The 24,493-nt window shown below is 73.3% G+C and carries 26 protein-coding genes and 4 tRNA genes; 16 read left to right on the plus strand and 14 right to left on the minus strand.

Going from position 1 to position 24,493, the window contains the following annotated elements; genetic code table 11:
* Positions 1-17 precede the first annotated feature (17 nt).
* Both secE and KG102_RS13535 read right to left on the minus strand, forming a co-directional pair.
* The gene (secE, locus tag KG102_RS13530; RefSeq protein WP_208212267.1) at positions 18-305 is read right to left on the minus strand and encodes a preprotein translocase subunit SecE; all 288 of its coding nucleotides are present in this window, start codon (positions 303-305) and stop codon (positions 18-20) included.
* A 136-nt stretch (positions 306-441) separates the two neighbouring features.
* Positions 442-514, minus strand: a tRNA-Trp gene (locus tag KG102_RS13535).
* A 253-nt stretch (positions 515-767) separates the two neighbouring features.
* Here KG102_RS13535 and KG102_RS13540 point away from each other — a divergent pair.
* Genes KG102_RS13540 through KG102_RS13575 form a run of 8 tightly spaced genes read left to right on the plus strand, consistent with a single transcriptional unit; the run spans position 768 to position 8,406 of the window.
* Positions 768-1,988, plus strand: coding sequence for a pyridoxal phosphate-dependent aminotransferase (locus KG102_RS13540; protein WP_208288379.1), 1,221 nt, complete (start codon positions 768-770; stop codon positions 1,986-1,988).
* A complete protein-coding gene (locus KG102_RS13545) occupies positions 1,989-2,834 on the plus strand; it encodes an ABC transporter ATP-binding protein (protein WP_208288378.1) in 846 nt (281 codons plus the stop codon).
* Positions 2,831-3,667, plus strand: a complete 837-nt coding sequence (locus KG102_RS13550; protein WP_208212272.1) for an ABC transporter permease — start codon at positions 2,831-2,833, stop codon at positions 3,665-3,667. The genes KG102_RS13545 and KG102_RS13550 overlap by 4 nt, the downstream gene beginning before the upstream one ends.
* Before the next feature lie 59 nt (positions 3,668-3,726).
* Complete coding sequence (locus KG102_RS13555; RefSeq protein ID WP_208212273.1) at positions 3,727-5,268, plus strand: sensor histidine kinase; 1,542 nt, start codon at positions 3,727-3,729, stop codon at positions 5,266-5,268.
* Positions 5,265-5,948, plus strand: coding sequence for a response regulator transcription factor (locus tag KG102_RS13560; RefSeq protein ID WP_208212275.1), 684 nt, complete (start codon positions 5,265-5,267; stop codon positions 5,946-5,948). The genes KG102_RS13555 and KG102_RS13560 overlap by 4 nt, the downstream gene beginning before the upstream one ends.
* A complete protein-coding gene (locus tag KG102_RS13565; protein ID WP_208288377.1) occupies positions 5,945-6,964 on the plus strand; it encodes an adenosine deaminase in 1,020 nt (339 codons plus the stop codon). The genes KG102_RS13560 and KG102_RS13565 overlap by 4 nt, the downstream gene beginning before the upstream one ends.
* Positions 6,965-7,021: 57 nt before the next feature.
* A complete protein-coding gene (locus KG102_RS13570) occupies positions 7,022-7,957 on the plus strand; it encodes a hypothetical protein (protein WP_208288376.1) in 936 nt (311 codons plus the stop codon).
* Entirely contained in the window at positions 7,954-8,406 is a 453-nt protein-coding gene (locus KG102_RS13575; RefSeq protein WP_208212280.1) for a GntR family transcriptional regulator, read from the plus strand. The genes KG102_RS13570 and KG102_RS13575 overlap by 4 nt, the downstream gene beginning before the upstream one ends.
* Here the strand turns inward: KG102_RS13575 and KG102_RS13580 are convergent.
* Together KG102_RS13580 and KG102_RS13585 are read right to left on the minus strand one after the other, a co-directional pair.
* Entirely contained in the window at positions 8,328-9,374 is a 1,047-nt protein-coding gene (locus KG102_RS13580) for a UDP-N-acetylmuramate dehydrogenase (protein WP_243884046.1), read from the minus strand. The genes KG102_RS13575 and KG102_RS13580 overlap by 79 nt on opposite strands.
* Before the next feature lie 112 nt (positions 9,375-9,486).
* On the minus strand, positions 9,487-10,737 hold the full coding sequence (locus tag KG102_RS13585; RefSeq protein WP_208212282.1) for an MFS transporter: 1,251 nt from the start codon (positions 10,735-10,737) through the stop codon (positions 9,487-9,489).
* 197 nt (positions 10,738-10,934) lie between these two features.
* Here KG102_RS13585 and KG102_RS13590 point away from each other — a divergent pair, with 197 nt between their 5' ends.
* Positions 10,935-12,005, plus strand: a complete 1,071-nt coding sequence (locus tag KG102_RS13590) for a LacI family DNA-binding transcriptional regulator (RefSeq protein ID WP_243884045.1) — start codon at positions 10,935-10,937, stop codon at positions 12,003-12,005.
* Here KG102_RS13590 and KG102_RS13595 read toward each other — a convergent pair.
* From KG102_RS13595 to KG102_RS13615, 5 genes are all read right to left on the minus strand, one after another.
* The gene (locus KG102_RS13595) at positions 11,998-12,405 is read right to left on the minus strand and encodes a MaoC family dehydratase (protein WP_208212286.1); all 408 of its coding nucleotides are present in this window, start codon (positions 12,403-12,405) and stop codon (positions 11,998-12,000) included. The two genes, KG102_RS13590 and KG102_RS13595, sit on opposite strands and share 8 nt — an antisense overlap.
* Positions 12,402-12,851: an FAS1-like dehydratase domain-containing protein gene (locus tag KG102_RS13600; protein WP_208288374.1), complete on the minus strand. Its 450-nt coding sequence runs from the start codon at positions 12,849-12,851 to the stop codon at positions 12,402-12,404. Before KG102_RS13600 ends, KG102_RS13595 begins: the two co-directional genes overlap by 4 nt.
* Positions 12,852-12,861: 10 nt before the next feature.
* Positions 12,862-13,032, minus strand: coding sequence for a 50S ribosomal protein L33 (gene rpmG, locus KG102_RS13605; RefSeq protein WP_029290226.1), 171 nt, complete (start codon positions 13,030-13,032; stop codon positions 12,862-12,864).
* Positions 13,033-13,116: 84 nt separating this feature from the next.
* Positions 13,117-13,190: transfer RNA gene (locus tag KG102_RS13610), tRNA-Met, on the minus strand.
* Between the two features lie 60 nt (positions 13,191-13,250).
* A tRNA-Thr gene (locus KG102_RS13615) sits at positions 13,251-13,323 on the minus strand.
* Between the two features lie 127 nt (positions 13,324-13,450).
* Between KG102_RS13615 and KG102_RS13620 the strand changes: the two genes are divergently transcribed.
* The gene (locus tag KG102_RS13620) at positions 13,451-13,900 is read left to right on the plus strand and encodes a hypothetical protein (RefSeq protein WP_208288373.1); all 450 of its coding nucleotides are present in this window, start codon (positions 13,451-13,453) and stop codon (positions 13,898-13,900) included.
* Between the two features lie 30 nt (positions 13,901-13,930).
* The gene (locus tag KG102_RS13625) at positions 13,931-14,527 is read left to right on the plus strand and encodes an isochorismatase family protein (RefSeq protein WP_208288372.1); all 597 of its coding nucleotides are present in this window, start codon (positions 13,931-13,933) and stop codon (positions 14,525-14,527) included.
* Between the two features lie 57 nt (positions 14,528-14,584).
* On the opposite strand, the gene KG102_RS13630 is transcribed toward KG102_RS13625, so the two are convergent.
* Both KG102_RS13630 and KG102_RS13635 read right to left on the minus strand, forming a co-directional pair.
* Positions 14,585-16,690 (minus strand): RecQ family ATP-dependent DNA helicase, encoded by a 2,106-nt coding sequence (locus KG102_RS13630; protein ID WP_208288371.1) that lies wholly within the window; start codon positions 16,688-16,690, stop codon positions 14,585-14,587.
* Positions 16,691-16,768: 78 nt separating this feature from the next.
* Positions 16,769-16,850, minus strand: a tRNA-Tyr gene (locus KG102_RS13635).
* A 152-nt stretch (positions 16,851-17,002) separates the two neighbouring features.
* Here KG102_RS13635 and KG102_RS13640 point away from each other — a divergent pair.
* On the plus strand, positions 17,003-17,509 hold the full coding sequence (locus KG102_RS13640; protein WP_208212297.1) for a YajQ family cyclic di-GMP-binding protein: 507 nt from the start codon (positions 17,003-17,005) through the stop codon (positions 17,507-17,509).
* A 102-nt stretch (positions 17,510-17,611) separates the two neighbouring features.
* On the opposite strand, the gene htpX is transcribed toward KG102_RS13640, so the two are convergent.
* Entirely contained in the window at positions 17,612-18,496 is an 885-nt protein-coding gene (gene htpX, locus KG102_RS13645; protein WP_208212299.1) for a zinc metalloprotease HtpX, read from the minus strand.
* Between the two features lie 109 nt (positions 18,497-18,605).
* On the opposite strand from htpX, the gene KG102_RS13650 reads away from it, so the two are divergent.
* From KG102_RS13650 to KG102_RS13660, 3 genes are read left to right on the plus strand one after another with little or no spacing between them, the layout of a single operon-like run.
* A complete protein-coding gene (locus KG102_RS13650; RefSeq protein WP_208288370.1) occupies positions 18,606-19,448 on the plus strand; it encodes an ABC transporter substrate-binding protein in 843 nt (280 codons plus the stop codon).
* Complete coding sequence (locus KG102_RS13655) at positions 19,445-20,311, plus strand: amino acid ABC transporter permease (RefSeq protein ID WP_249667326.1); 867 nt, start codon at positions 19,445-19,447, stop codon at positions 20,309-20,311. The genes KG102_RS13650 and KG102_RS13655 overlap by 4 nt, the downstream gene beginning before the upstream one ends.
* On the plus strand, positions 20,308-21,093 hold the full coding sequence (locus tag KG102_RS13660) for an amino acid ABC transporter ATP-binding protein (protein ID WP_243883896.1): 786 nt from the start codon (positions 20,308-20,310) through the stop codon (positions 21,091-21,093). Before KG102_RS13655 ends, KG102_RS13660 begins: the two co-directional genes overlap by 4 nt.
* Before the next feature lie 63 nt (positions 21,094-21,156).
* Here the strand turns inward: KG102_RS13660 and KG102_RS13665 are convergent, their stop codons facing one another.
* Positions 21,157-22,530: an FAD-dependent oxidoreductase gene (locus KG102_RS13665; RefSeq protein ID WP_208212305.1), complete on the minus strand. Its 1,374-nt coding sequence runs from the start codon at positions 22,528-22,530 to the stop codon at positions 21,157-21,159.
* 189 nt (positions 22,531-22,719) lie between these two features.
* Between KG102_RS13665 and rarD the strand changes: the two genes are divergently transcribed.
* Entirely contained in the window at positions 22,720-23,676 is a 957-nt protein-coding gene (gene rarD, locus KG102_RS13670) for an EamA family transporter RarD (RefSeq protein ID WP_208288368.1), read from the plus strand.
* On the opposite strand, the gene KG102_RS13675 is transcribed toward rarD, so the two are convergent.
* The gene (locus KG102_RS13675) at positions 23,663-24,382 is read right to left on the minus strand and encodes a PP2C family protein-serine/threonine phosphatase (protein ID WP_249667327.1); all 720 of its coding nucleotides are present in this window, start codon (positions 24,380-24,382) and stop codon (positions 23,663-23,665) included. The two genes, rarD and KG102_RS13675, sit on opposite strands and share 14 nt — an antisense overlap.
* Positions 24,383-24,493 lie beyond the last annotated feature (111 nt).

Consider the following 24,493-nt stretch of genomic DNA (forward strand, 5'->3'; position numbering starts at 1 on the left):
GAGTCCCCGAGCGGCTGTCAGCCCCCGAAGACCCAGAACGTGAGCTTGCCGATGCCCAGGTCGACCACGGTGACGAAGGCCATGACCACGGCGACGAACACCAGGACGACGCTCGTGTAGGTGATCAGCTCCGACCGCGTCGGCCGGACGACCTTCTTGAGCTCCGCGACGACCTGGCGGACGAAGAGCGCGATGCGTGCGAACAGGCCACCGCGCGACTCACCCTTGCGGGTGTCCTTGGATCCCGACGGACGCGCCGCCGAACCCCCGGCGTCGGACGCCGCAGCCGGTGCTGTTTCGCTCACGTCTGGCCCCTACGTCTCGAGATGGTCGGGCTCCGTGCGGAACCTGACGGACGGACGAGCCGACGCGTCGCGCCGGACCGACCGGCGGTCCTGCTCGCCTCCCGCCGTCGGAGGACCCGACGGACGGACGCGTGCGCAGGGCAGACAGGACTCGAACCTGCAACCTGCGGTTTTGGAGACCGCTGCGCTACCAATTGCGCCACTGCCCTACGACGGCCTGGGCCTCCACGACGAGCCGTCCGCGCACAGCGCGCCGACGGACACCACCCGCAGGGGGTCCGCGCAGCATCCCGGAGAACTCCGGGGCACGGCTCATCATGGCGGACGTCAACCGCCGGGGGTCCACTGTACGCGACGAGCGCCCGTGGGTCGAACGGCACCGCCTTGTCGCCCACCGATCACCCACCGATCACCCACTGACCCGTCCACGTCGGTCCCGGTGACCTCTGCCACTATGAACCTGTGAGCGAGCAGACCTCCCCCCGTCCCCGCGTGTCCGCCAAGCTGGCCGCGATCGCCGAGTCCGCGACGCTGGCCGTCGACGCCAAGGCCAAGGCCCTCAAGGCGGCCGGCCGGCCCGTCATCGGCTTCGGCGCCGGCGAACCGGACTTCCCGACCCCCGCCTACATCGTCGAGGCGGCTGTCGCCGCGGCGCAGGACCCGGCCAACCACCGCTACACGCCCGCCGCAGGCCTGCCTGCGCTGCGCGAGGCCATCGCGGCCAAGACGCTGCGCGACTCCGGCTACGAGGTGAAGCCGTCGAGCGTGCTGGTCACCAACGGGGGCAAGCAGGCGGTCTACCAGGCGTTCGCGGCGATCGTGGACCCGGGCGACGAGGTGCTCCTGCCGGCGCCGTACTGGACCACCTACCCGGAGGCGATCCGCCTCGCGGGCGGTGTCCCGGTCGAGGTGTTCGCCGGCGTCGAGCAGGGCTACCTCGTGTCGGTGGAGCAGCTCGAGGCTGCCCGCACCCCCAAGACCAAGGTGCTGCTGTTCAACTCGCCGTCCAACCCGACGGGTGCGGTGTACTCCCCGGAGCAGACCGAGGCGATCGGGCGGTGGGCCCTCGAGCACGGGATCTGGGTCGTCACCGACGAGATCTACGAGCACCTGACCTACGACGACGCGGTGTTCACGCCCATCGTGCGCGTGGTGCCGGAGCTCGCGGACACGACGATCGTGCTCAACGGCGTGGCCAAGACCTACGCCATGACGGGCTGGCGGGTGGGCTGGATGATCGGGCCCGCCGACGTCATCACCGCCGCGACCAACCTGCAGTCGCACCTCACGTCGAACGTCGCCAACGTCTCCCAGCGCGCCGCCATCGCGGCGCTGCAGGGCGACCTGTCGGCCGTCGAGGAGATGCGCACCGCGTTCGACCGGCGGCGCCGCACGATCGTCGAGATGCTCGGGCAGATCGACGGCGTGCAGGTGCCGACCCCCGAGGGCGCGTTCTACGTCTACCCGTCCGTCGAGGGGCTGCTGGGCCGCACGATCCGGGGGGTCACGCCGCGCACGTCCGCCGAGCTGGCGACCCTCATCCTGGAGCAGGCCGAGGTCGCCGTGGTCCCCGGCGAGGCGTTCGGACCCAGCGGCTACCTGCGGTTCTCGTACGCCCTCGGCGACGCCGACCTGGTGGAGGGCATCAGCCGGGTCCAGGCGCTGCTGGCCGAGGCGGAGTAGGTGCCGCATGCCGTCGAGGTCGTCGGGCTGAGCAAGCTCTACGGTGCGAAGCGCGCGGTGGACGGGCTCGACCTGCACGTCGCGCGCGGTGAGGTCGTCGCGCTGCTCGGGCCCAACGGCGCCGGCAAGACGACGACGGTCGAGATCCTCGAGGGCTACCGCGTGCGCGACGGCGGCGACGTGCGCGTGCTCGGGCAGGACCCGCAGTCCGGCGGCCGCGCCTGGCGCTCGCGCCTGGGCATCGTGCTGCAGACCAACAACGACCTCGCCGAGGCGACGGTCGCCGAGCTGGTCCGGCACTTCGCGACGTTCTTCCCCCGTCCCCGGGACCCGGAGGAGGTCATCGCCTCCGTCGGCCTGCAGGACAAGGCCGGCACGCGGGCACGGCAGCTGTCCGGCGGGCAGCGGCGCCGGCTCGACGTGGCGCTCGGCATCGTCGGCCGGCCCGAGCTGCTCTTCCTCGACGAGCCGACCACCGGTTTCGACCCGCAGGCGCGCCGCTCGTTCTGGGACCTGATCGAGGCCCTGGCCGCCGACGGCACGACGATCCTCCTGACCACGCACTACCTGGAGGAGGCCGAGCGCCTGGCCGACCGCGTGATCGTGGTGCGTGACGGCCGCGTGGTGGCCGAGGGGCCGCCCGCGGACCTGGGCGGCCGCACGGCTCGTCGGGCGGTCGTGCGCTGGTCGCAGGACGGGCAGACGCGCGAGGTCCGCACCGACACGCCGACGCGGACCGTGGTCGAGCTGACCGCCGAGCTCGGCGAGGAGATCCCCGGCCTGCAGGTGCTGCGCCCCACGCTCGAGGACGTCTACCTCAGCCTGATCGACGGGAGCCCCTCATGAGCGTCGTCGACACCGAGGTGCGCCTGCCGGGTGCGCTGCGCCTGGGGCTGGGGCGCACGGTCTACGAGGTGCGCACGTTCTTCCGCGAGCGCGACGCGGTCGTCTTCATCTTCGCGTACCCGGTGATCATGCTGGCGATCTTCGCGACGGTGTTCGGGCAGGACGGGGCGACGGTGGGACCACCGCCCGGGATCCCCTTCGCGCAGTACTTCCTGCCGGGCATGCTGGCGACCGGCATCATGCTGTCCAGCTTCCAGAACCTGGCGATCTCGATCGCGGTCGAGCGGGACGACGGCGGTCTCAAGCGGCTCCACGGGACACCCCTGCCGCCCGCGGCCTACTTCCTGGGCAAGCTCGGCGGGGTCCTCGTGACCTCGATCGTGCAGACGGCGCTGCTCCTCGCGGCGGCCGCGCTCGTCTTCGGCGTCGACCTGCCGACCACCGCGACGGCCTGGGCCACGTTCGCCTGGGTGTTCCTGCTCGGGACCGCGGCCGGGACCCTGTGCGGCGTCGCCTTCTCGTCGGTCCCGCGCACGGGCAGGTCCGCGACCGCGGTCGTGACGCCCGTCGTCCTCGTCCTGCAGTTCATCTCCGGCGTGTTCTTCGTGTTCAACGACCTGCCCTCCTGGATGCAGCAGGTCGCGTCGGTGTTCCCGCTGAAGTGGATGGCGCAGGGCATGCGGTCCGTGTTCCTGCCGGCGGACGCGCAGTCCTGGGAGGTCAGCGGCTCGTGGCAGCACGGTGCGACGGCCGCGATCCTGCTCGCCTGGGCGGTCGCCGCCCTGCTCGTCGGGGTCCGCACCTTCCGCTGGCAGCGTCGCGACGACGGCTGAGCGGATCGCCGCTCCCCCAGCACTGCCCACCGGTCGGGCCGGCCGACATACTGGCCTGCATGCCACGCAGCCCCCGGACCGGCGCCCGCGCCGACCTCGCCGGGGCGACGACCGGCTCGATCCCCGCGTACCAGCGCACGCTCGCGCACCTGACCGTGCGCGCCCGGCTGCTCACCGCGGTCGTGGTGCTGTCCGCCCTCACCGTTCTCGGCGCCGGCGGCACCGCCTTCGCGCTGCAGTCCGGCCAGACCGACGAGCGCATCGACAACTCGCTGTCCCGGGCGGTCGCGGCGCTGCGCACGGTGCAGGCCGGCAAGGACCCGGCCACCGACCGCCCGTTCGAGGACGTCAACAGTGTCCTGTTCCAGGGTGTGCGCAACCGGGTCCCGGGCGAGAACGAGGGCGTCGTGGCCCTGCTCGACGGGCGCGCCACCTGGTCCCCCGCGGTGGAGACGCGTGCCGTCCGCCTGGAGGACGATCCCGAGCTGATCGCCCTGCTGGCCGAGGTCCCGGCCGATGCGCCGGCGGTCGCGCGGACCGTCACCACGTCGACGACGCAGTACCGGCTGATCGCGGTCCCGGTCCAGGTCAGCGGCGACCTGAGGACCGGCATGTTCGTGGTGGCGTTCGACCGCGCGGCGGAGATGTCCAGCCTGCGCAGCACGTACTACACCTACTCCGCGGTCGGGCTCGGCGCGCTGGCCGGGATCGCGATCGTCGCCTGGTTCGTGGTCGGACGGCTGCTGCGCCCGGTCCGGCTGCTGCGCGACACGACGCGGCGCATCACCGAGTCGGACCTCTCGGAGCGGATCACGGTGACCGGCAAGGACGACCTGTCGAACCTGGCCCGCACGGTCAACGCCATGCTCGACCGGCTGGAGCGCGCGTTCGGGTCGCAGCGCGAGCTCCTCGACGACGTGGGCCACGAGCTGCGGACGCCCCTGACGATCGTGCGCGGCCACCTGGAGCTGGTGGACGCGGACGACCCCGACGACGTGCGGGCGACGCAGGCGCTCGCCCTCGACGAGCTGGACCGGATGCAGCGGCTCGTCGACGACCTGATGACCCTCGCCACCGCCGAGCGGCCCGACTTCGTCCGGAGCGCGCCGACCGACGTCGGCCGGCTCACCGACGACGTGCACGAGAAGGCGCGCGGGCTCGGCGACCGGCACTGGGTGGTCGCCGCGCGCGCCGACGTGACCGTGCAGCTCGACGCGCAGCGGATCACCCAGGCGTGGCTCCAGCTGCTGGCCAACGCCTGCCGGTACTCCGCGCCGCGGTCCACGGTGCGCCTCGGCAGCGAGGTGTCGGGTGACCGGCTGCTGCTGTGGGTGCGCGACGAGGGACCCGGCGTGCCGGCCGAGGAGGCCGAGCGCATCTTCGAGCGGTTCCACCGAGGGCGGGCCGACCGGGTGCCGCACGGGGCGGGCCTGGGCCTGCCGATCGTCGCGGCGATCGCACACGCCCACCGCGGACGCGTGTTCGTGGAGCATCCACCGGCTAACGTCGGGCCCGGCGTGGTCTTCGTGCTGGACCTGCCGGCCGTCGACCTCATGGACGGCGAACCCCGACCTGTCACGGAGCTGGTGGAGTACCTATGACGCGCATTCTCATCGCGGAGGACGAGGAACGCATCGCCGCGTTCGTCGCCAAGGGCCTGCGCGCCTCGGGCTTCGAGACGAGCGCGGTGACGTCCGGCGAGGAGGCCCTGTCCGCGGTGCAGGCCGGCGGCGTCGACCTGCTCATCCTCGACCTGGGGCTCGTGGACATCGACGGGTTCGAGGTCCTGCGCCGCCTGCGCGCGGCGGGACACACCGTTCCGGTCATCGTGCTGACCGCGCGCTCGTCGGTCACCGACACCGTCACGGGCCTGGAGTCCGGGGCCGACGACTACATGGCCAAGCCCTTCCGCTTCGAGGAGCTGCTCGCCCGGGTCCGGCTGCGCCTGCGCGCGCACGGGACCTCCGGCGAGGCCTCCGTGCTCACGCACGGCGCGCTCCAGCTGGACCTGCGCACGCGGCGGATGAAGGTCGGCAACCAGGAGGTCGACCTGTCCGCCCGGGAGTTCGCCCTGGCGGAGACGTTCCTGCGGCACCCGGGCGATGTCCTCACCCGGGAGCGACTGCTCTCGGAGGTGTGGGGCTTCGACTTCGACCCCGGCTCCAACGTGGTCGACGTGTACGTGCGCTACCTGCGGCGCAAGGTGGGCGCGGAGCACTTCGACACCGTCCGCGGCGTGGGGTACCGGCTCATCGACGCGACGACGACGGCGGGCGTGTGACGCGCGATCTGGCCCTCTTGCCCAAGGCCCACCTGCACCTGCACTTCACCGGCTCGATGCGGATCTCGACGCTGGCGGACCTGGCGACGACCTACGGCGTCCGTCTGCCGGCCGCGCTGCTCGACGCCGACCCGCTGCACGTGCCGGCCGACGAGCGCGGCTGGTTCCGGTTCCAGCGGCTCTACGACGCCGCGCGGGCGTGCGTACGGGGCGAGGCCGACATGCGCCGGATCGTGGCGGAGGCCGCGCAGGACGACGCCCGGGAGGGGTCCGGTCGGCTCGAGATCCAGGTGGACCCGACGTCGTACGCGCCCTTCGTCGGCGGTCTGACGCCGGCGCTGGAGATCGTGCTGGACGCCGCCCGGCAGGCCTCGGCGGACACCGGCGTGGACGTCGGCGTCATCGTCGCCGCATCCCGGATGCGGCACCCGCTCGAGGCGCGCACGCTCGCCCGCCTCGCGGCGCACCACGCCGGCGACGGTCCCGGCCAGGTGGTCGGGTTCGGGCTCTCCAACGACGAGCGTCGCGGCGAGACGTCGGAGTTCGCACCCGCGTTCGCGATCGCCCGGCGGGCCGGCCTGGCCTCGGTGCCGCACGGGGGCGAGCTGCTCGGGCCGGCGCACGTCGAGGACGTGGTCAGCCACCTGCACCCCGACCGGCTCGGGCACGGCGTGCGGTCCGCCGAGGACCCGCGGGTGCTGGAGCGCGTGGTCGAGGAGGGCGTCGCGCTGGAGGTCTGTCCCGCGTCCAACGTGTCGCTCGGCGTGTACGGGACCGCGGCGGACGTCCCGCTGCGCGCGCTCGTCGACGCGGGTGCCACGGTCGCCCTCGGCGCCGACGACCCGCTGCTGTTCCTGTCCCGGCTGGTGGACCAGTACGCGATCGCGCGCGACGTGCACGGGTTCTCCGACGAGGAGCTCGCCGAGCTGGCGCGGGGCTCGATCCGCGCCAGCCGCGCGTCCGACGACGTCCGGGCGCGGCTGCTCGCCGGCGTGGACGACTGGTTGGCCGGTTGACACCGCCCCTCGGGAGCGCTTGTATCAATCTACTAGTTCATTGATACAGGAGTCCTGATGTCCAACCTGCTGTGGTTCGTGCTCCTCGCGCTCCTCGTCGCCGGTCTCGGCTGGTCGCTGCGGCCGGTGCGCACGGCCGGACCCACGACGCCGTCGCAGGCGTGGCTCGCCGCCGAGGCCCATGCCCGCCGCATCACCGCGGCGGCGTGGACGGCGCTGGTCCCCCTGCCGATGCTCCTCGCGGCCGCCATGAGCGGCCCCGTCCTCAGCGGTCCGTCCCGCGGTGCGTTCGTCGCGGCCCTCCCCGCCATCGCAGGCACCGCCTACCTCACCGTGCACGCGGGCGGCGAGCTGACCTGGCCGCGACCCGCAGGTGCGGTCCGACGGGCGGCCCTGGCCCGCCGGCGCATCCGTGACGTGGCACCGCGGGCACTGACCTGGGTGAGCGTGTCGTGGTTCGCCGCGCTCGCCCTGCTCCTGGCGGTGTGCGGCCTGGCTGCGGGCACGGGCGGCCGGAGCCTGACGTACGCGCACGCCGACCTGGTCTCGACGGCCAGCCCGTTTCCCGGCTTGTACTACGGCCGCACGATCGCCCCCGCGATCGCGGTGCTCGCCCTCGGGTGCGTCGGGACCCTTCTGCTCGTCGCCCGCCGTCCGGCGGTGTCCGACACCTCCCCCGCCGACGACGTGGCGCTGCGCAGGACCTCCGCGAGCCGGATCCTGGCCGGCGTCCAGCTGGTCACCGCGTGGACCCTCGCCGGGTGCCTGTTCTTCGCGGCGAATGCCGTCGCGACCGTGCAGCCCGCCTGGGCGGACGTCGTCGTGCCCGGGAGCTCGCAGGCGGTCGGCACCGTCGCCCGGTTCGTCTCCCTGGCGGTAGTGATCGCCTCCGTCGTGATCGCCGTACGCGCCACCCGTGCGGCGAGCGCGCCGGTGCCCGCCGGTGCGGTGGAGCCTGCGGGGCCCGCGGAGAAGGCGCAGGTCTCCGCATGACCGCGCAGCTCGAGGTCGACCTCACGTCCGGCGTCCCCGCGTTCGAGCAGATCCGCGCGCAGGTGGTCGCGCACGTCGCGGCGGGCCGGTTGGTGGCGGGCGACCGGCTACCCACGATCCGTGCGCTCGCCACCGACCTCGGCCTGGCCGCCGGCACGGTGGCGCGGGCGTTCCGTGAGCTCGAGGCGGAGGGCGTCGTGGAGACCCGCCGCCGGGCCGGGACGGTCATCGCCGAGGGCGCCTCGGTGCCGACCGACATCGCGCGGCGGGCGGCCGAGACGTACGTGGCCGCCGTCCGGGCGGCCGGCCTGACCGACGACGAGGCCCTCGTGCTGGTGCACGGCGCCCTGCTGGGGCGTGAGAGCGGGCGTCAGAGCGTGACGCCCACCAGCACCGGCTCGGGCTCCAGCTCGACGCCGAACGTCGACCGGACGCCGTCGCGCACCTGACGGGCCAGGGCCAGCAGGTCCTCGGCCTTCGCTCCGCCGCGGTTGGTCAGGGCGAGCGCGTGCTTGGTCGAGAGCGTGGCCGGCCCGGGTGCGCCGAAGCCCCGCGAGAACCCCGCGTGCTCGATGAGCCAGGCGGCGCTCGTCTTGGTGCGGCCGTCGTCGGTAGGGAACCGGGGCGCGTCGTCCGGCAGATCCGCCGCGGCGTCCGGCGCCAGGATCGGGTTGGTGAAGAACGAGCCCGCGCTCCACGTGTCGTGGTCCGCGGGGTCCAGCACCATCCCCTTGCGTCCCCGCAGGGCGAGCACGGCGTCGCGCACGTCCGCGAGCGGGGCGCGGCCCCCGACGTCCACGCCGAGCGTGCGGGCCAGCTCGGCATAGGCGATCGGCCGGGACAGGGTGGCCGGACGCAGCTGGAACGTCACGTCGAGCACGACGTAGCGGGGGGTGGGCGACCAGGGCGCGCGGGGGTCGGTGGGGTCGGCGTCCCGCATCGACCGCTTGAGCAGCGACGTGCGGTACCCGAACGCGAGCGTCACCAGCGGGAGCGTGCGGACCTTGGCCCGGCCGCGGTCCCAGACCCGGACGGTGGCGATGCTCTGCGAGACCTCCTGCCCGTACGCGCCGACGTTCTGCACGGGGGTCGCACCGGTCGATCCCGGGATGCCGGACAGCGCCTCGATCCCCGTGAGCTCCTGCTCGACCGCGTACCGCACCACGTCGTCCCACGGCGTGCCGGCGGGCACCGTGAGCGTCGCGCCGGCGCAGGCGGAGGCGTCGGGCACCTCGATGGCGCTGCGCACGTCCCGCACGACGACCCCGTCGAACCCGGCGTCGGACACCAGGAGGTTCGACCCGCCCCCGACGACCAGCAGCGGTTCCCCGTCGGTGTCCGCGGCGCGGACCGCGTCGATCAGCTCCGCCTCGGTCGCCGTCTCCACGTAGCGGCGCGGCGCACCGCCGACGCGCAGCGTCGTGAGGTCCGCAAGGGTGGACGGGGAGGCGGTCCGGGCCGGCCAGGTGAGGGCCGGGGGGACCGTCGCCGGCGAGCAGTCGGCCGCGCTCAGCTCAGTCTGCACCGCTTCAGGTTACGCGGTCCTCGCGCAGCGGGGCCGCGGCGTTGATCACCAGCAGTCCCAGCACGATCGGGACGATGATCACCAGCAGCGCGTGCCGGTAGCCGACGTGCTGCGCGAGCAGCCCGAGCAGCGGCGGGCCGGCGAGGAACGCGCTGTAGCCGATGGTCGAGACCACGCTGACGCGCGCGGCCGCCCGCACCGGGTCGTCGGCGGCGGCGCTCATGCCCACCGGGAAGCCCAGGGCGGCGCCCGCGCCCCACGCGACGATGCCGACGACCGCGAGCCACAGCGGCCCCGCCAGGCCGAACACCAGCAGCCCGACCAGCGACAGCGCGGCGGACAGCCGCAGGACCGTGACGCGGCCGTGCCGGTCGAGCATCGTGGTGCCGAACCAGCGCATCGCGGTCATCGCCGTCACGAACACCGCGAACGCGACCGCGCCGACGGCGTCCGGCACGTCGAAGCCGTCGACGACCGCGAGGCTGACCCAGTCGTTCGCCGAGCCCTCGGTGAGCGCGGCGGCGAGGACGACCAGGCCGATGAGCAGCGTGCGCGGCTCGAGCCAGGCGGCGAACGCCCCCCGGGCACCCGCACCGCCACGCTCGGAGGCGTGCGCCGCCTCGGGCTTGTGAGGAATCGGGAGGAACGCCCGCACGGCGAGTGCGACGCCGATGGTCGACAGCACCACGATGATCGAGATGTGCACGACGACCGGCACGTGGAACCCCGCCGCGACGGCGGCGATGCCCGCGGCGGCGACGGTGCCGAACGAGAACCCCGCGTGGTACCGCGGCATCACGGTACGGCCGACGTGCTGCTCGACCACGGCGCCCTCGACGTTCATGGACGCGTCCCAGACGCCGGTCCCGACGCCGAACAGGACGAGGCCCAGCCCGACGACCACCACCTCGCCGACGGCCACGCCGGACGCGGCCACCACCAGGCCCCCCGCGTTGAGGCACGCGAACGCGAGCACGGTGCGGCGGGCGCCGAGCCGCTCCACGACCATCCCGGACAGCGGCAGGGCGACGAGCGAGCCGACGGAGCCGACCAGGAGCAGCAGCCCCATCTGCGCGGGCGAGAAGTCGAGCCCGTCACGGATGGCCGGCAGGCGCGCGGCCCAGCTGGCGAAGTTGAAGCCGTTGAGGAAGAAGACGGCGAACACCGCGACCGATGCGCGCTCGACCGATCGCGCGGCGCGGCCGGGACCGCTCGGGGCGGTCAGGCCCTCCTCGTGTCCAGCTGGCGTCGTCATCGGCCCTCCGGTGCTCATGTTCTCGCCCGTCCTGTCGTGGTGGCACGCGCGCAGAGTCGCCGTGCTGGGTGGTGCCCGTCTCGAATCGATTCGAGGGCCGGCCCAAGCCTGCGGGTACGCTGTCCGCTGCGTCAACTCGCACCCGTCTCGCGCGCGTCGCGCGCCCGGTCCCGCGACGCCGACCCGGAGGTCCGACCCTGTCTGCGCACCGCCCCACCCTGGCCGACGTCGCCGCCGCCGCTCACGTCTCGGTCTCGACGGCCTCTCTCGCCTTCTCCGGTGCCGGACCGATCGCCGCGGCCACCCGCCAGCGCGTCCTCGACGCCGCCGCGGCCCTCGAGTACTCCGGGCCGAACCCCCTGGGCCGCCAGCTGCGCCGGGGCCGGTCCGGGATCGTGGGCGTCGTCGTGGGCGACTCGCTGCGCCGGGCGTTCCGCGACCCGGTCTCGGTCCAGACCCTCGACGGCCTGGTCAGCACGCTCGGACCGCTCGAGCTCGGCGTCCTGCTCATCCCCGGGTCCAGCGACCCCAGCGGACCCGCCGTCGACCCCTTGCTGGAGACCGCCGCGATGGACGTCGCGGTCATCATGTGGGGCGGCACCACCGACGACCCCGTGCTCGCAGCACTGCGCCGGCGCGGGACGCCGACGGTCCTCGTCGAGGGGCAGCACGCCCCCGACGTGGCCTCCGTCGGCATCGACGACCGCGGCGGCATGCGTCAGGCGACCGAGCACCTGCTCGCGCTCGGGCACACCCGGATCGCGTCGGTCACCCTCCCGTTCGACCCCTCGCGCGGCGAAGGGCTGGTCCGGCCCGACCAGATGGGCCACCTGGACTGGGAGATCACCCGCAGACGGCTGGCCGGCGTGACCGACGCGGGCGTGACCCCGGTCGCGATCTGGGAGACCCCGGCATCGCTCGTGGAGCACGGCCGCACCGCGGGAACGGCGCTGCTCTCGGTCCCCGACCGGCCCACGGCCATCGCGTGCCAGTCCGACCTGCTCGCGTCCGGCGTGGTGCTCGCGGCGCGCGAGCTCGGGCTGCGCGTGCCGCAGGACGTGTCCGTCAGCGGGTTCGACGGCCTCGACCTGCCCTGGCTGGCCCCCGACGTGCTGACGACCGTCGTGCAGCCGCTCGCGGAGAAGGGCGCGGCGGTCGGCCACGCGGTGGAGGACTTCCTGGCCGGCGACGGACCGTCGCGGCGGGAGCTGCCCGTGAGCCTGCGGATCGGGACCACGACGGGCCCCGCGCCGGCACTGGTCAGCTGAGGCGGACCAGCGCCTGCGCCTTGCCCAGCACCCGGACGCCGTCGACGGCGACGGTGAGGTCGATGCGGACGGTCCCTGCCTCGGTGTCGAGCGCGCCGACCACCGCCGTCACCTCGATCGTGGCTGCGCCGGGGTCCGCCACCGGCACCGGCCGGCTGAAGCGCACCTGGTAGTCGATGATCGCGCCGGGGTCGCCGATCCAGTCGGCGACGACGCTCGAGGCCGCGCCCATGGTCCACATGCCGTGCGCGATGACGTCCGGCAGCCCCACCGAGGTTGCGACGCGCTCGTTCCAGTGGATCGGGTTGAAGTCGCCGCTCGCACCGGCGTACCGGATCAGGCGCGCGCGGTCGACGGTGATCTCGCGGCGGGCGACCTGGTCGCCGACGGCCAGGGTCATGACTCCTCCGGACGGACGGCGAGGGTGCAGATCACGGTGCTGACCGGGTCGCCGTCCTCGGACGCGATCTCGGAGCGCGTGGTGATCATGGCCAGGCCGGCCCGCACGGTGATCGAGTCGACGTGGAGAACCGTGACGAGGCGGTCCCCCGCGTGGATGGGACGGTGGTGGATGAACCGCTCGTCCGCGTGGACCACCCGGCTGAAGTCGATGCCGGCTGCGGGGTCCTCGAACAGCTGGGCCTCGGCACGCTGGGCCACCACGACGGCAAACGTCGGTGGCGCGATCACGTCGGGATACCCGAGCTCGCGCGCCACCGACGGATCCGTGTGGGCTTGGTGGGAGGCGCCGACGGCGTCGGCGAACTCCTGCAGCTTCTGGCGGCCTACCTCGTAGGCAGCGGTCGGCGGGTACTGACGACCCGCGTACCCGACGTCGACCGGCATCGGGACGAGATCAGCGAGTCTCGCGGTGCAGGGTGTGACGGTTGTCGCGGGGGCAGAACTTCTTCATCTCGAGACGGTCGGGGTCGTTCCGACGGTTCTTCTTCGTGATGTAGTTCCGCTCCTTGCACTCGGTGCACGCGAGCGTGATCTTCGGACGGACGTCCGAGCTCTTGCTGGCCATGGTCTTGCCACCTCTCGCACCCGGTACGGATGCATGCGATCTCGTCATTGCGCGCCGGCCGACGCGCAGGTGTGTCACTGGCGGTAGCGGGAGCGGGACTCGAACCCGCGACACCACGATTATGAGCCGTGTGCTCTAACCACCTGAGCTACCCCGCCATGTCGATGCGTCCTCGGCAGTGCCGCGCAATCACGGCACCATCTTCGAACACACCACAGAGCCCCGAAAGGGAATCGAACCCTTGACCTTCTCCTTACCATGGAGACGCTCTGCCGACTGAGCTATCGGGGCAGCGCGAGCAAGGTTACACGGGCTGTGGGGTGCTCGTGAAATCGGACCCGTCGAGGGCCGCCGCGGGTGCTCCCTAAACGCTTCATCTCATGGTCCGCGCCGTCCCTGCCGTGCCACGATCCCCGCCATGCGCCAGCCCCGACGCGGCCTCGTTGCTGCCCTCACGCTCTGTGCCGCCCTGCTCGCCAGCACCGCCTGCACCGGCGGCGACGGCGACAGCCCCGACCCCGCGACGACCGTGACCACCCCGGCCTGGCCGACCGCCATCGACCCCGCCACCTCGGCGGAGCCGTTCTTCGTCGTCTGGACCGACGTGGTGGAGACCGGCGAGGGCGACACGGCCACCCTCCAGCCCTCGATCGACTCGCTGTCCGCACTGGGCTACCCGACCCTGCCGTGGGACCCGGCCTGCCAGAGCGGCGCCGAGGAGCTCCTGTCGGGCCTCACGGGCTTCACCGACCCCCTCGGGGTCGGGGTGGCCTTCGAGTCGGCGCAGGACGCAGGGACGTTCGACACCCTGTACGACGGCGCGACGGTGTCTCTCACGGAGGGCACCTACACCTGCGGGACCGCCTGACCTGCCGGCCCACGGCGGCATGATGGTCCGATGAGGAACCGGGCCCTGCTGGTCGTCGACATCCAGAACGACTTCTGCGAGGGCGGTGCCCTCGCGGTCAGCGGCGGGAGCGACGTCGCCCGGGACGTCTCGGCGTACCTGCGCGACCACGCCCACCGGTACGTCGCGGTGGTGGCGACCCGCGACTGGCACGCGCCCCTGCCGGACACCAACGACGGTCACTTCGCGACGGGTGCCGATCCCGACTACGTGACCACGTGGCCGGTGCACTGCGTGGCCGGCACCCCGGGCGCCGAGTACCACCCGGCACTGCAGCTGCCCGCGGGGACCCTGCACGTGCGCAAGGGGCAGGGCCGGCAGGACTACTCGGGGTTCGAGGGCGAGGTCGTCGGCGCGCCCGGGGAGACCCTCGCCGCCGTCCTGGCCGCCGCCGGCGTCACCGAGGTCGACGTCGTGGGGCTGGCCACGGACCACTGCGTCGCCGCGACCGCGACGGATGCCCGCGCCGCGGGGCTCGCCGCCACCGTGCTGCTGGACCTGACCGCCGCCGTGGCGTCCCCGACGACCCTGCGCGCCGTCGCCCGGCTCGCGCAGCAGGGCGTCGGCCTCACGACGAGCACGGCCTGACGACGAGCGCGGCCGGATGACGAGCGCGGCCGGACGACGAGCAGGGCGGCCGAGCCGTCAGCCGCGCAGCGCCAGAGCGAACGGCAGCACCCCGGACGCGCCCGCCAGCCGCACCTCGCGCGCGGCGACGGTCATGGTCCAGCGGCTGTCCACGAGGTCGTCGACGAGCAGCACCGGGCCCGGCGGCAGGTCCAGCGCCGACGCGTCGAACCGGCCCCACACGCCGGCCAGGCGGAAGGCACTGTTGCCGCCCGGCTCGCCGCTCGGCCCGCCGTCCCGGAGCGCAAGGGCCCCCGCGTAGGGCAGCCGGCCGATCTCGGCCAGACCGCGCGCGAGGGAGTCGACGAGCAGCGGTCGGCGCCGCGACGGCAGGGCGACCACCGCGGTCGGACGCTCGTCCCAGCCCCACTGCGCGAGCACGCGCACGCAGCCGGCCAGCATGGCCGGGGTGACGGGGGCATCGGTGGCGCCCGCCGCGAACACCTCGCGCAGGGCCGTCCCCCAGCCCAGGTCGGTCAGCCGCGCGAGCGCCCGGCCCTCGCCTGCCCGCTCCGACTCGGCGATCTTGCCGCGCACGGGCAGGCCCAGGCGGTCCGCGCCCACGGGCCACTGCGCGCGCGGCTCGATCGGCACCCCGACGCGGTCCAGCGAGCGCTCGGCCGACGCCGCCGCGTCCTCCACGACGTCGGTCGGGTACCAGACGCCCGCGCACGAGTCGCAGCGACCGCACGGCGTGGCCGTCTCGTCGTCCAGGCTGCGCTGCAGGAACTCCATCCGGCAGCCGGTGGTGCGCTCGTACTCGAGCATGTGCTCCTGCTCGGCCTGGCGGGCCGCGGCGATGCGGGCGTACCGCTCGGCGTCGTAGGTCCACGGCTGCCCGGTGGCCACCCAGCCGCCCTGCACCCTGCGCACGGCCCCGTCCACGTCGAGGACCTTGAGCAGCAGCTCCAGCGGCGTGCGGCGGAGGTCGACCCGCGCCTCGAGCGCGGGCGTCGACAGGGGCCGGTCGTTCAGCTCCGCGATCACGCGCTGCGCCCGGTCCTCGTCGGGCATGGACGCGGTCGCGAAATACTGCCAGATGTCGCGGTCCTCGGGCCCGGGCAGGAGCAGGACGTCAGCGCTCTCCGTCGCGCGACCGGCGCGGCCGACCTGCTGGTAGTACGACACCGGCGACGAGGGCGCCCCCAGGTGCAGCACGAACCCGAGATCGGGCTTGTCGAAGCCCATGCCGAGCGCGCTCGTCGCGACCAGCGCCTTCACCCTGTTCGCCTTGAGCGCCGCCTCGGCGTCCTCACGCTCGGCCGGGTCCGTCTGGCCGGTGTACGCACGCACGTCGTGGCCGGCCTCGCGCAGGAGCCTGGCGGTGTCCTGGGCGGCCGCGACCGTGAGCGTGTAGATGATGCCGGAGCCGGGCAGGTCCGCCAGGTGGCTGAGCAGCCAGCCCAGGCGCGCCTTCGCGGTCGGGAGCCGCAGCACCCCCAGACGCAGCGACGCCCGAGCGAGCGGGCCGCGGATGGTCAGCACGTCCTGCGCGTCACCGCTGCCGAGCTGCTCGGCCACGTCGGCCACCACCCGGCTGTTGGCGGTCGCCGTGGTCGCCAGCACGGGCACGCCGTCCGGCATGGTGGCGATGAGGTCGCGCAGGCGCCGGTAGTCGGGCCGGAAGTCGTGGCCCCAGTCGCTGATGCAGTGCGCCTCGTCGACCACCAGCAGGCCGAGACGCCGCACCAGGGCGGGCAGCTGGTTCTCCCGGAAGGCGGGGTTGTTCAGCCGCTCGGGCGAGACGAGCAGCACGTCCACCTCGTCGGCGGCCAGACGCGCCAGCAGGTCGTCCCACTCGTGGGCGTTGGTCGAGTTGATGGCCACGGCGCGGACCCCGGCACGCTCGGCGGCGGCGACCTGGTCGCGCATCAGCGCCAGCAGCGGCGAGACGAGCACCGTCGGCCCGGCACCGCGCTCACGCAGCAGCATGGTGGCGACGAAGTACACCGCCGACTTGCCCCACCCGGTGCGCTGCACGACGAGCGCGCGGCGACGGTCGTCCACGAGCGTCTCGATGGCCTCGAACTGGCCCTCGTGGAAGTCGGCGGCGGGGTTGCCCACCAGCCGGCGCAGGACGGCGAGTGCTGACTCGTGGGTGGTGTCGCGGGTGGTATCTGGCACGCGCCCACCCTGCCAGGCCTCGCCGACACCGAACGACACGACCCCGGGCCGCAGGCGGTCCGGGGTCGTGTCGTGATGTGGCGGGTGAGGGATTCGAACCCCCGTAGGCGTTGCCAGCTGATTTACAGTCAGCCCCCTTTGGCCACTCGGGTAACCCGCCGGGGATGCCCACCGTACGGGAACGCCGAAGGGGCGAACGCGCGTGCAGCGTGCGGGTGGAAGGATAGCAACACCCGGGCGGTGCTAGCGAAACAGGGCACCGGCCGTCCCGAGCAACCAGCCCGCGTCGCCGCGGGCAGCAGGAGGAGAACCATGGCGAGCGAAGCCTCGTTCGACGTCGTCAGCAAGGTCGACCGCCAGGAGGTGGACAACGCCCTGAACCAGGCCGCGAAGGAGATCGCGCAGCGGTACGACTTCAAGGGCGTGGGGGCCTCGATCGCCTGGAGCGGCGAGAAGATCGTGATGATCGCCAACTCGTCCGAGCGGGTGCTCGCGGTGCTGGACGTCTTCCAGTCCAAGCTCATCCGGCGCGGCATCTCGCTGAAGTCGCTGGACACCGGCGGCGACGACGGCCCCGAGCCCAAGCCGTCCGGCAAGGAGTACCGGCTGGAGGCCCTGATCAAGGAGGGCCTGAGCAGCGAGACCGCCAAGAAGGTGGCGAAGATCATCCGCGACGAGGGGCCCAAGGGCATCAAGACGCAGATCCAGGGCGACGAGCTGCGGGTCACCGGCAAGAGCCGCGACGACCTGCAGGCCGTCATCGCACTGCTCAAGGGCGCCGACGTCGACGCCGACCTGCAGTTCACCAACTACCGCTGAGCGACCCGGGCGTCGCCCGGCACGCGCCCGGCACGCGCCGATACCGACACCGGGCTCGGCGCGGGCCGGGCGGCCCGCGGGCTCGCGTCGAGCCCGCGGTGCTCAGTACCGGGTGACGCCGTCGCGCGGGCCCGCCAGCGCCTCCAGGCGGGCGATCCGGTCCGCCATCGGCGGGTGCGTCGAGAAGAGCCTGGCCATCCCCGCGCCGCGGAACGGGTTCGCGATCATCAGGTGGGAGACGTCCACCAGCTGGCGGTCCTGCGGGAGCGGCCGCGCCTTGGTGCCCAGCTCGAGCTTGCGCAGCGCGGACGCGAGGGCCAGCGGGTCGCCGGTGAGCCGGGCGCCGTCCTCGTCGGCGTCGTACTCGCGGGTCCGGGTGATGGCGAGCTGGACGATGGTCGCGGCCAGCGGTGCGAGGAACGCCAGCAGCAGGCCGGCGATCGGGTTGCCTCCCCGGTCCCGGTCGCTGCCGCCGCCGAAGTACAGGGCGAACTGCGCCAGCGACGTGATCATGCCGGCGACCGCGGCGGCCACCGAGGACGTGAGGATGTCGCGGTTGTAGACGTGCATCAGCTCGTGGCCGAGGACGCCCCGCAGCTCACGCTCGTCGAGCAGGGCGAGGATGCCGTCGGTGCAGCACACGGCGGCGTTCTTCGGGTTGCGGCCCGTGGCGAACGCGTTCGGGGCGGCGGTCGGCGAGACGTACAGGCGCGGCATGGGCTGGCGGGCGGCGGTGGAGAGCTCGCGCACGATCCGGTACATCGCCGGCTGCTCGATCTCGCTGACCGGCCGGGCCCGCATGGCGCGGATCGCGATCTTGTCCGAGTTCCAGTAGCTGTACGCGGTCATCACCAGACCGAGCGCCGTGAACAGCAGCAGGAACTTGGGCGTCCCCTGGCCCAGGACCCAGCCGATGCCGAGCAGCACGGCCCACAACGCACCGAACAGTGCCGCCGTCTTGAGACCGTTGTGGTGCCGGTGACCCATTGCCACCCTCCTTCCTGACACGAGTTGCACTGGTTGGAACGCTCTCCGCCGCGTCGGCGTTCCCTCGTATCCTGGACGCCTGCAACCCCGCCGACCCCCGGAGCTCCCCGTGCGCACTGCCCGCTGGACCGCACTCGCCGCCGTCGCCGCGCTGGCGCTCGTCGCGTGCGCGCCGACCGACGACGCGGCGGGCTCGTCGCCGACCGCCACCGACGGCGCGCTCGAGACCGTCACCGACGGCGTCCTGACGATCGCCACGTCCGACCCCGCGTACGAGCCCTGGGTCGTCGACAACGACCCGTCCAGCGGCAAGGGCTTCGAGGCCGCGGTCGCGTACGTGGTGGCCGAGGAGCTCGGGTTCGACGAGGACCACGTCGAGTGGACCGTGGCCAGCTTCGACCAGATCATCGCGCCGGGCGCCAAGAACTTCGACATCGCGGTCAACCAGGTGTCGATCAGCGACGAGCGCAAGGCCAACCTCGACCTCTCCTCCCCGTACTACACGACCACGCAGGCGGTCGTGACCCTCGAGGGCTCGCCCGCCGCCGCCGTGACCTCCCTCGCGGAGCTCAAGGACCTGCGGATCGGCGCCATGGTGGGCACGACGAGCCTCACCGCAGCGCAGGAGACCATCGACCCGACGACCCCGGTGTCGCCGTTCAACGACAACGACCAGGTCAAGCAGGCGCTCACGGCGGGCCTCGTGGACGCGATCGTCGTCGACCTGCCCACCGCGCTCTACATCACCGGGGCCGAGCTCGAGGGCTCCGTCCTGCTGGGGCAGCTGCCGGACAGCACCGGCGGCGACCAGTTCGGGTTCGTGCTGGACAAGGGCAGCCCGTTGACCGCGCCGGTCTCGGAGGCGGTCGACACCCTGCGGGAGAACGGCACGCTGGCCGACCTCGAAGCCACGTGGCTCACCGACGCCGCAGGCGCGCCGGTCCTCAGGTGAGCTGGGCTCCCTCCGAGCGCCAGCAGGAGCGGGACGCCTACCGGCTCAGCCGGGCCAGACGGTCGACGGCGGTGGCCGTCGCATCGACCGTCGCGGTGGTCGCGGTGGCCGTCCTGGCGCTCGTGTCCTCCCCCGGCTGGCCCCGCGTCAAGGCGTCGTTCTTCGACTGGGACGTCGCCGTGGCGTCGCTCCCCACGATCCTCGAGGGCCTCTGGCTCAACATCCGGGTGATGGCCGTCAGCGCGGTGCTGATCGTCGTCGTCGCCCTGGCGCTCGCGCTGGCCCGGACCCTGCGCGGGCCCGTCTTCTTCCCGGTGCGGGCGCTGGCGACGGCGTACGTCGACGTCTTCCGTGGCCTGCCACTCATCCTGGTGCTGCTGCTCGTCGGCTTCGGGCTGCCGGGGCTGCGTCTGCAGGGGATCCCGACGTCCGCGGTCGCGCTCGGCACGCTCGCGCTGGTGCTCACCTACTCGGCGTACGTGGCCGAGGTGTTCCGCGCGGGCATCGAGTCGGTCCACCCGTCGCAGGTCGCCGCCGCCCGCTCGCTGGGGTTGAACCGGGCGCAGGCGATGCGGCACGTCGTGCTGCCCCAGGCGGTCCGGCGCGTCATCCCGCCGCTGCTCAACGACCTCGTCGCCCTGTCCAAGGACTCCGGGCTGATCTCGATCCTCGGTGCCATCGACGCCGTCCGCGCCGCGCAGATCGAGACGGCCCGCTACGCCAACTTCACGCCCTACGTGGTGGCGGGGATCCTCTTCGTGGCGCTGACCATCCCGCTCACCCGGCTCACCGACGTCATGGCGCGGCGCTCCGGGTGGGTCGGTGCGCAGAGCGCGCTGGCCGGCGGCGGGGCGCTGCGATGAGCCCCGGGCGACTGCGTGACCCGAGCCTGCCCCTGCCGGCCCGCCCGGCGCCGCTGCTGTCCGTGCGCGGCGTGCGCAAGGCGTTCGGGGACCACGTGGTGCTCGACGACCTGTCGCTGGACGTGCACGCGCACCAGGTCGTCGTCCTCATCGGCGCCTCCGGCTCCGGCAAGTCCACCCTCCTGCGGTGCATCGACCTGCTCGAGGACGTCGACGACGGCGTGATCGAGCTCGAGGGCCAGGACATCACCGACCCGCGGCTGGACGCCAACGCGATCCGGTCCCGCATCGGCATGGTGTTCCAGGCCTACAACCTGTTCCCGCACCTGCGCGTGATCGACAACGTGACGCTCGCGCCGCGCCTGGTGCACCGGACCGGGCGCGAGCAGGCGCAGGCGGAGGCGCTCGCCGTGCTCGAGCGCGTCGGGCTGGCCGCCAAGGCCCAGGCCTTCCCCGACGAGCTGTCGGGAGGTCAGCAGCAGCGCGTCGCGATCGCCCGCGCGCTCGTCGGCAAGCCCGCCATCATGCTGCTCGACGAGGTGACCAGCGCCCTCGACCCCGAGCTCGTCGGCGAGGTGCTCACGCTGCTGGCGGAGCTCAAGCAGACCGGCCTGACCATGGTCGTGGCGACGCACGAGATGGGTTTCGCGCGGGAGGTCGCCGACGAGGTGTGCTTCCTGCACGAGGGCCGCGTGCACGAGCGCGGCACGCCCGAGCAGGTGCTCGGCAACCCCCGCGAGGAGCGCACGCGCGAGTTCCTGCGCCGCATCACCGGCCCGTAACGACAACGTCCGAGCAGATGTAGGCCCTGACCTACAGCTGCTCGGACGTTGCGGGGTGGTGGGTCAGCTGCGACCCAGGGAGATCTTGACCATCTCGTCGCGCGGGACGAGCTTCACGCGCTCGCGGCCGTGCGGCTCGCCCTGGCTGCGCTCGTAGGCGTCCAGGAGCTCCCAGCCCTGCCACGTGATGACGTCGACCCCGCGGCCGCGCAGGAACTCGGTGACCGCCTCGGGGTCGCGGTCGGTGGCCGTGTAGAAGGCCTCGCCCCCCTCGGCGACGTCCTCGCCGAGATGCCGGATCGTCTCCGACGCGTCCGACTTGGTGTGGCCGATGAGGCCCACCGGTCCGCGCTTGATCCAGCCCGTCGCGTACACCCCCGGCAGCTGCTCGCCGTCGACGTCGACCACGCGGCCCTCGCGGTTCGGGATCACGCCCGCCACGTCGTCGAACGGGATGTCCACCAGGGGCGACCCGAAGTACCCGACCGCGCGGTAGACGGCCTGCACCGGCCAGTCGTGCAGCTGACCCGTGCCGGTGACGTTCCCGTCTCCGTTGAGCGCCGTGCGCTCCGTGCGCAGGCCGACGACGTGACCGTCCTCGCCGAGGATCTCGACCGGCTTGTGCAGGAAGTGCAGGTGGATGCGCCGGCTCGCGGTGTTCTCCTCCGGCTCCTTCAGGGTCCAGTCGGTCAACGTCTTGACGACCTGCTTGGTCTGGTTCGAGGAGTGGATCGCGGCCATCGAGCCCTCGTCGAAGTCGAAGTCCTCGGGGTAGACGATGACGTCGACGTCCGGGACGTGCCCGAGCTCGCGCAGCTCGAGCGGCGAGAACTTCACCTGCGCCGGGCCGCGACGCGCGAACACGTGCACGTCCGTGACCGGCGAGGCCTTGAGGATGTCGTAGACATTGGCGGGCACCTCGGTGGGCAGCAGGTCGTCGGCGTGCTTGGCCAGGATGCGCGCGACGTCGAGCGCGACGTTGCCCGCGCCGAGCACGGCCACCTGCCGGGCCTCCAGCGGCCACGTGCGCGGCACGTCCGGGTGCCCGTCGTACCAGGACACGAAGTCCGCCGCGCCGAACGAGCCCTCGAGGTCGATGCCCGGGATCGGTAGCGCCGCGTCCCGGATGGAGCCCGTGGAGAAGATGACCGCGTCGTAGAACTGGCGCAGGTCGTCCAGCTTGAGGTCGGTGCCGTAGTCGACGTTGGCGAGCAGGCGGATGTCACCGCGCTCGAGCACCTTGTGCAGGGCGACGATGATCTGCTTGATGCGCGGGTGGTCCGGCGCGACGCCGTAGCGCACCAGCCCGAACGGCGCGGGCAGGCGCTCGAAGAGGTCGATGCTGACGTCGAGGTCGGTCTTCGACAGGATGTCGGCGGCGTAGATGCCGGCCGGGCCGGCGCCGACGACAGCCACTCGCAGAGTCGGGGTGCTCACGGGACGCGGGTGCCTTCCGATCAGGGGAGCCCTGCGTAAGGTGCGGCACGCCGGATCCCGGCAGAGCCAGGCACGACCGGCGGCACCGTGCAGGACTGTGCTCATCGCCAGTGTAGGACCGGCGGTGAGGCTTGCCTTCCCCGCGCGCCACCATCTGGACAGCGCTGGGACGCCACCTAGGCTCATCGGGTGCCCGACTCCCCCACCGCCGCGCGCCCCGTCGTCGCACCCCTCGACGGTCCGGGGCTGGCCGCCGGCGTCGGCGCCTACGTGCTCTGGGGGGTCCTGCCGCTGTACTTCCCCCTGCTGCAGCCGGCCGGTGCGGTCGAGATCATCGCGCACCGCGTCGTCTGGTCGCTGCTGTTCTGCGTCGTCCTGCTCCTCGCGACGCGCACGTGGGACGCGTTCGTCGGTGCCCTGCGCTCGCGGCGCACGCTCGGGCTGCTGTCGGTCGCGGCCGTGCTGCTCGCGGTGAACTGGCTCGTCTTCGTGTTCGGCATCCTCACCGACCGCGTCGTCGACGCGGCGCTCGGCTACTACATCAACCCGCTCGTCACCGTCACGCTCGCGGTCGTCGTCCTGCGCGAGAGGCTGCGGCCCGTCCAGTGGGTGGCGCTGGGGTGCGGGGCGGCCGCCGTGGTGGTCATCACCGCGGGCTACGGTCGGCTGCCCTGGATCGCGCTGGTGCTCGCGCTGAGCTTCGGGTTCTACGGGTTGATCAAGAACCGGGTGGGGCGCAACCTCGGCGCCGTGCCCGGCCTGACGGTCGAGACGCTCGTCCTGGCCCCGCTGGCCCTCGGCTACCTGCTGTGGATGGGTGCCGTCGGCCAGGGGGCGTTCGGTGCGCACGGCACGGCGCACGCGCTGGTGCTCGCGTCCTCGGGCGTCGTCACGGCCATCCCGCTGCTGCTGTTCAACTCCGCCGCGCGGCGCCTTCCCCTGTCGATGCTCGGGCTGCTGCAGTACATCGCACCCACCCTGCAACTGCTCATCGGCGTGCTGGTGCTGCACGAGCAGATGCCCGCGGCCCGGTGGTGGGGCTTCGCGCTGGTGTGGACGGCGCTGGCGATCCTCACGGTCGACGGCGTGCGCACCAGCCGCGCGCAACGGCTCGACCGGCGCGCGGCCAGCCTCAACGCGGGCTGAGCGTCGCGTCGAGCACGATCACGGTGACGTTGTCCCGGCCTCCCGCGGCGAGCGCCGCCGCGACGAGACGGTCCGCAGCGGCCTGGGCGTCGTCCTCGGCGCGCAGCTCCGCCTGGACGCGGGCGTCCGACAGCACGTCCGTCAGCCCGTCGGAGCACACGAGCATCCGGTCGCCCGGGCTCACCGGCAGCAGCCACACGTCGGGCTCGACGTCGCTGGCGCCACCCCCCAGCACCCGCGTGACCACGTTCCTGCGCGGGTGGTGCGCCACGTCCGTGGGTGCGACCAGGCCGCGCTCGACGAGCTCCGCCACCTCCGAGTGGTCCCGGCTCACCTGCTCCAGGACGCCCCCGGCCATCCGGTAGGTCCGCGAGTCCCCCACGTTGAGCACGAGCCAGCAGGGCGTCCCGGCGTGGGTCGTCACGACGACGCCGGTCACGGTCGTGCCCGGCCTGCGGCCCGTCTCCGCCGGCAGGTTCCTGACCGCGACGTGCGCCGCGCGCACGGCCGACCGCACGTCCGCCGGGGTCGGCGTCCCGGCCCCGAGCCCCTGCAGCGCCTCGACGGCCGTCCTGCTCGCCACCTCGCCGGCCTCGTGGCCGCCCATGCCGTCGGCGACGACGTAGAGACCGTCCGCGGCCGACACGCTGTCCTCGTTGCGCGCGCGCCCCGCCTGGTGGCTGGCGACACCGACGCGGAGGCGCACGCGAGGATCGGTCATCGCGCGGAAGTCCGGAGGGTCATCGACGTCCTTCTGTCCGTGAGTCGACGTCAGCATAGTCAGTCGAACCGGACGTACCGCACCGGCGGCCCGGGG

This window comes from Cellulomonas fengjieae (genome assembly GCF_018388465.1).
GTDB classification, from domain to species: Bacteria; Actinomycetota; Actinomycetes; order Actinomycetales; family Cellulomonadaceae; genus Cellulomonas; species Cellulomonas fengjieae.

Coding starts and splice junctions, on each gene's coding strand:
- KG102_RS13550 (WP_208212272.1), top strand. CDS start 2,831: ATGAGCGTCGTCGACACCGAGGTGCGCCTGCCGGGTGCGCTGCGCCTG.
- KG102_RS13555 (WP_208212273.1), top strand. CDS start 3,727: ATGCCACGCAGCCCCCGGACCGGCGCCCGCGCCGACCTCGCCGGGGCG.
- KG102_RS13560 (WP_208212275.1), top strand. CDS start 5,265: ATGACGCGCATTCTCATCGCGGAGGACGAGGAACGCATCGCCGCGTTC.
- KG102_RS13570 (WP_208288376.1), top strand. CDS start 7,022: ATGTCCAACCTGCTGTGGTTCGTGCTCCTCGCGCTCCTCGTCGCCGGT.
- KG102_RS13575 (WP_208212280.1), top strand. CDS start 7,954: ATGACCGCGCAGCTCGAGGTCGACCTCACGTCCGGCGTCCCCGCGTTC.
- KG102_RS13585 (WP_208212282.1), bottom strand. CDS start 10,737: ATGACGACGCCAGCTGGACACGAGGAGGGCCTGACCGCCCCGAGCGGT.
- KG102_RS13595 (WP_208212286.1), bottom strand. CDS start 12,405: ATGACCCTGGCCGTCGGCGACCAGGTCGCCCGCCGCGAGATCACCGTC.
- KG102_RS13600 (WP_208288374.1), bottom strand. CDS start 12,851: ATGCCGGTCGACGTCGGGTACGCGGGTCGTCAGTACCCGCCGACCGCT.
- rpmG (WP_029290226.1), bottom strand. CDS start 13,032: ATGGCCAGCAAGAGCTCGGACGTCCGTCCGAAGATCACGCTCGCGTGC.
- KG102_RS13620 (WP_208288373.1), top strand. CDS start 13,451: ATGCGCCAGCCCCGACGCGGCCTCGTTGCTGCCCTCACGCTCTGTGCC.
- KG102_RS13625 (WP_208288372.1), top strand. CDS start 13,931: ATGAGGAACCGGGCCCTGCTGGTCGTCGACATCCAGAACGACTTCTGC.
- KG102_RS13640 (WP_208212297.1), top strand. CDS start 17,003: ATGGCGAGCGAAGCCTCGTTCGACGTCGTCAGCAAGGTCGACCGCCAG.
- htpX (WP_208212299.1), bottom strand. CDS start 18,496: ATGGGTCACCGGCACCACAACGGTCTCAAGACGGCGGCACTGTTCGGT.
- KG102_RS13660 (WP_243883896.1), top strand. CDS start 20,308: ATGAGCCCCGGGCGACTGCGTGACCCGAGCCTGCCCCTGCCGGCCCGC.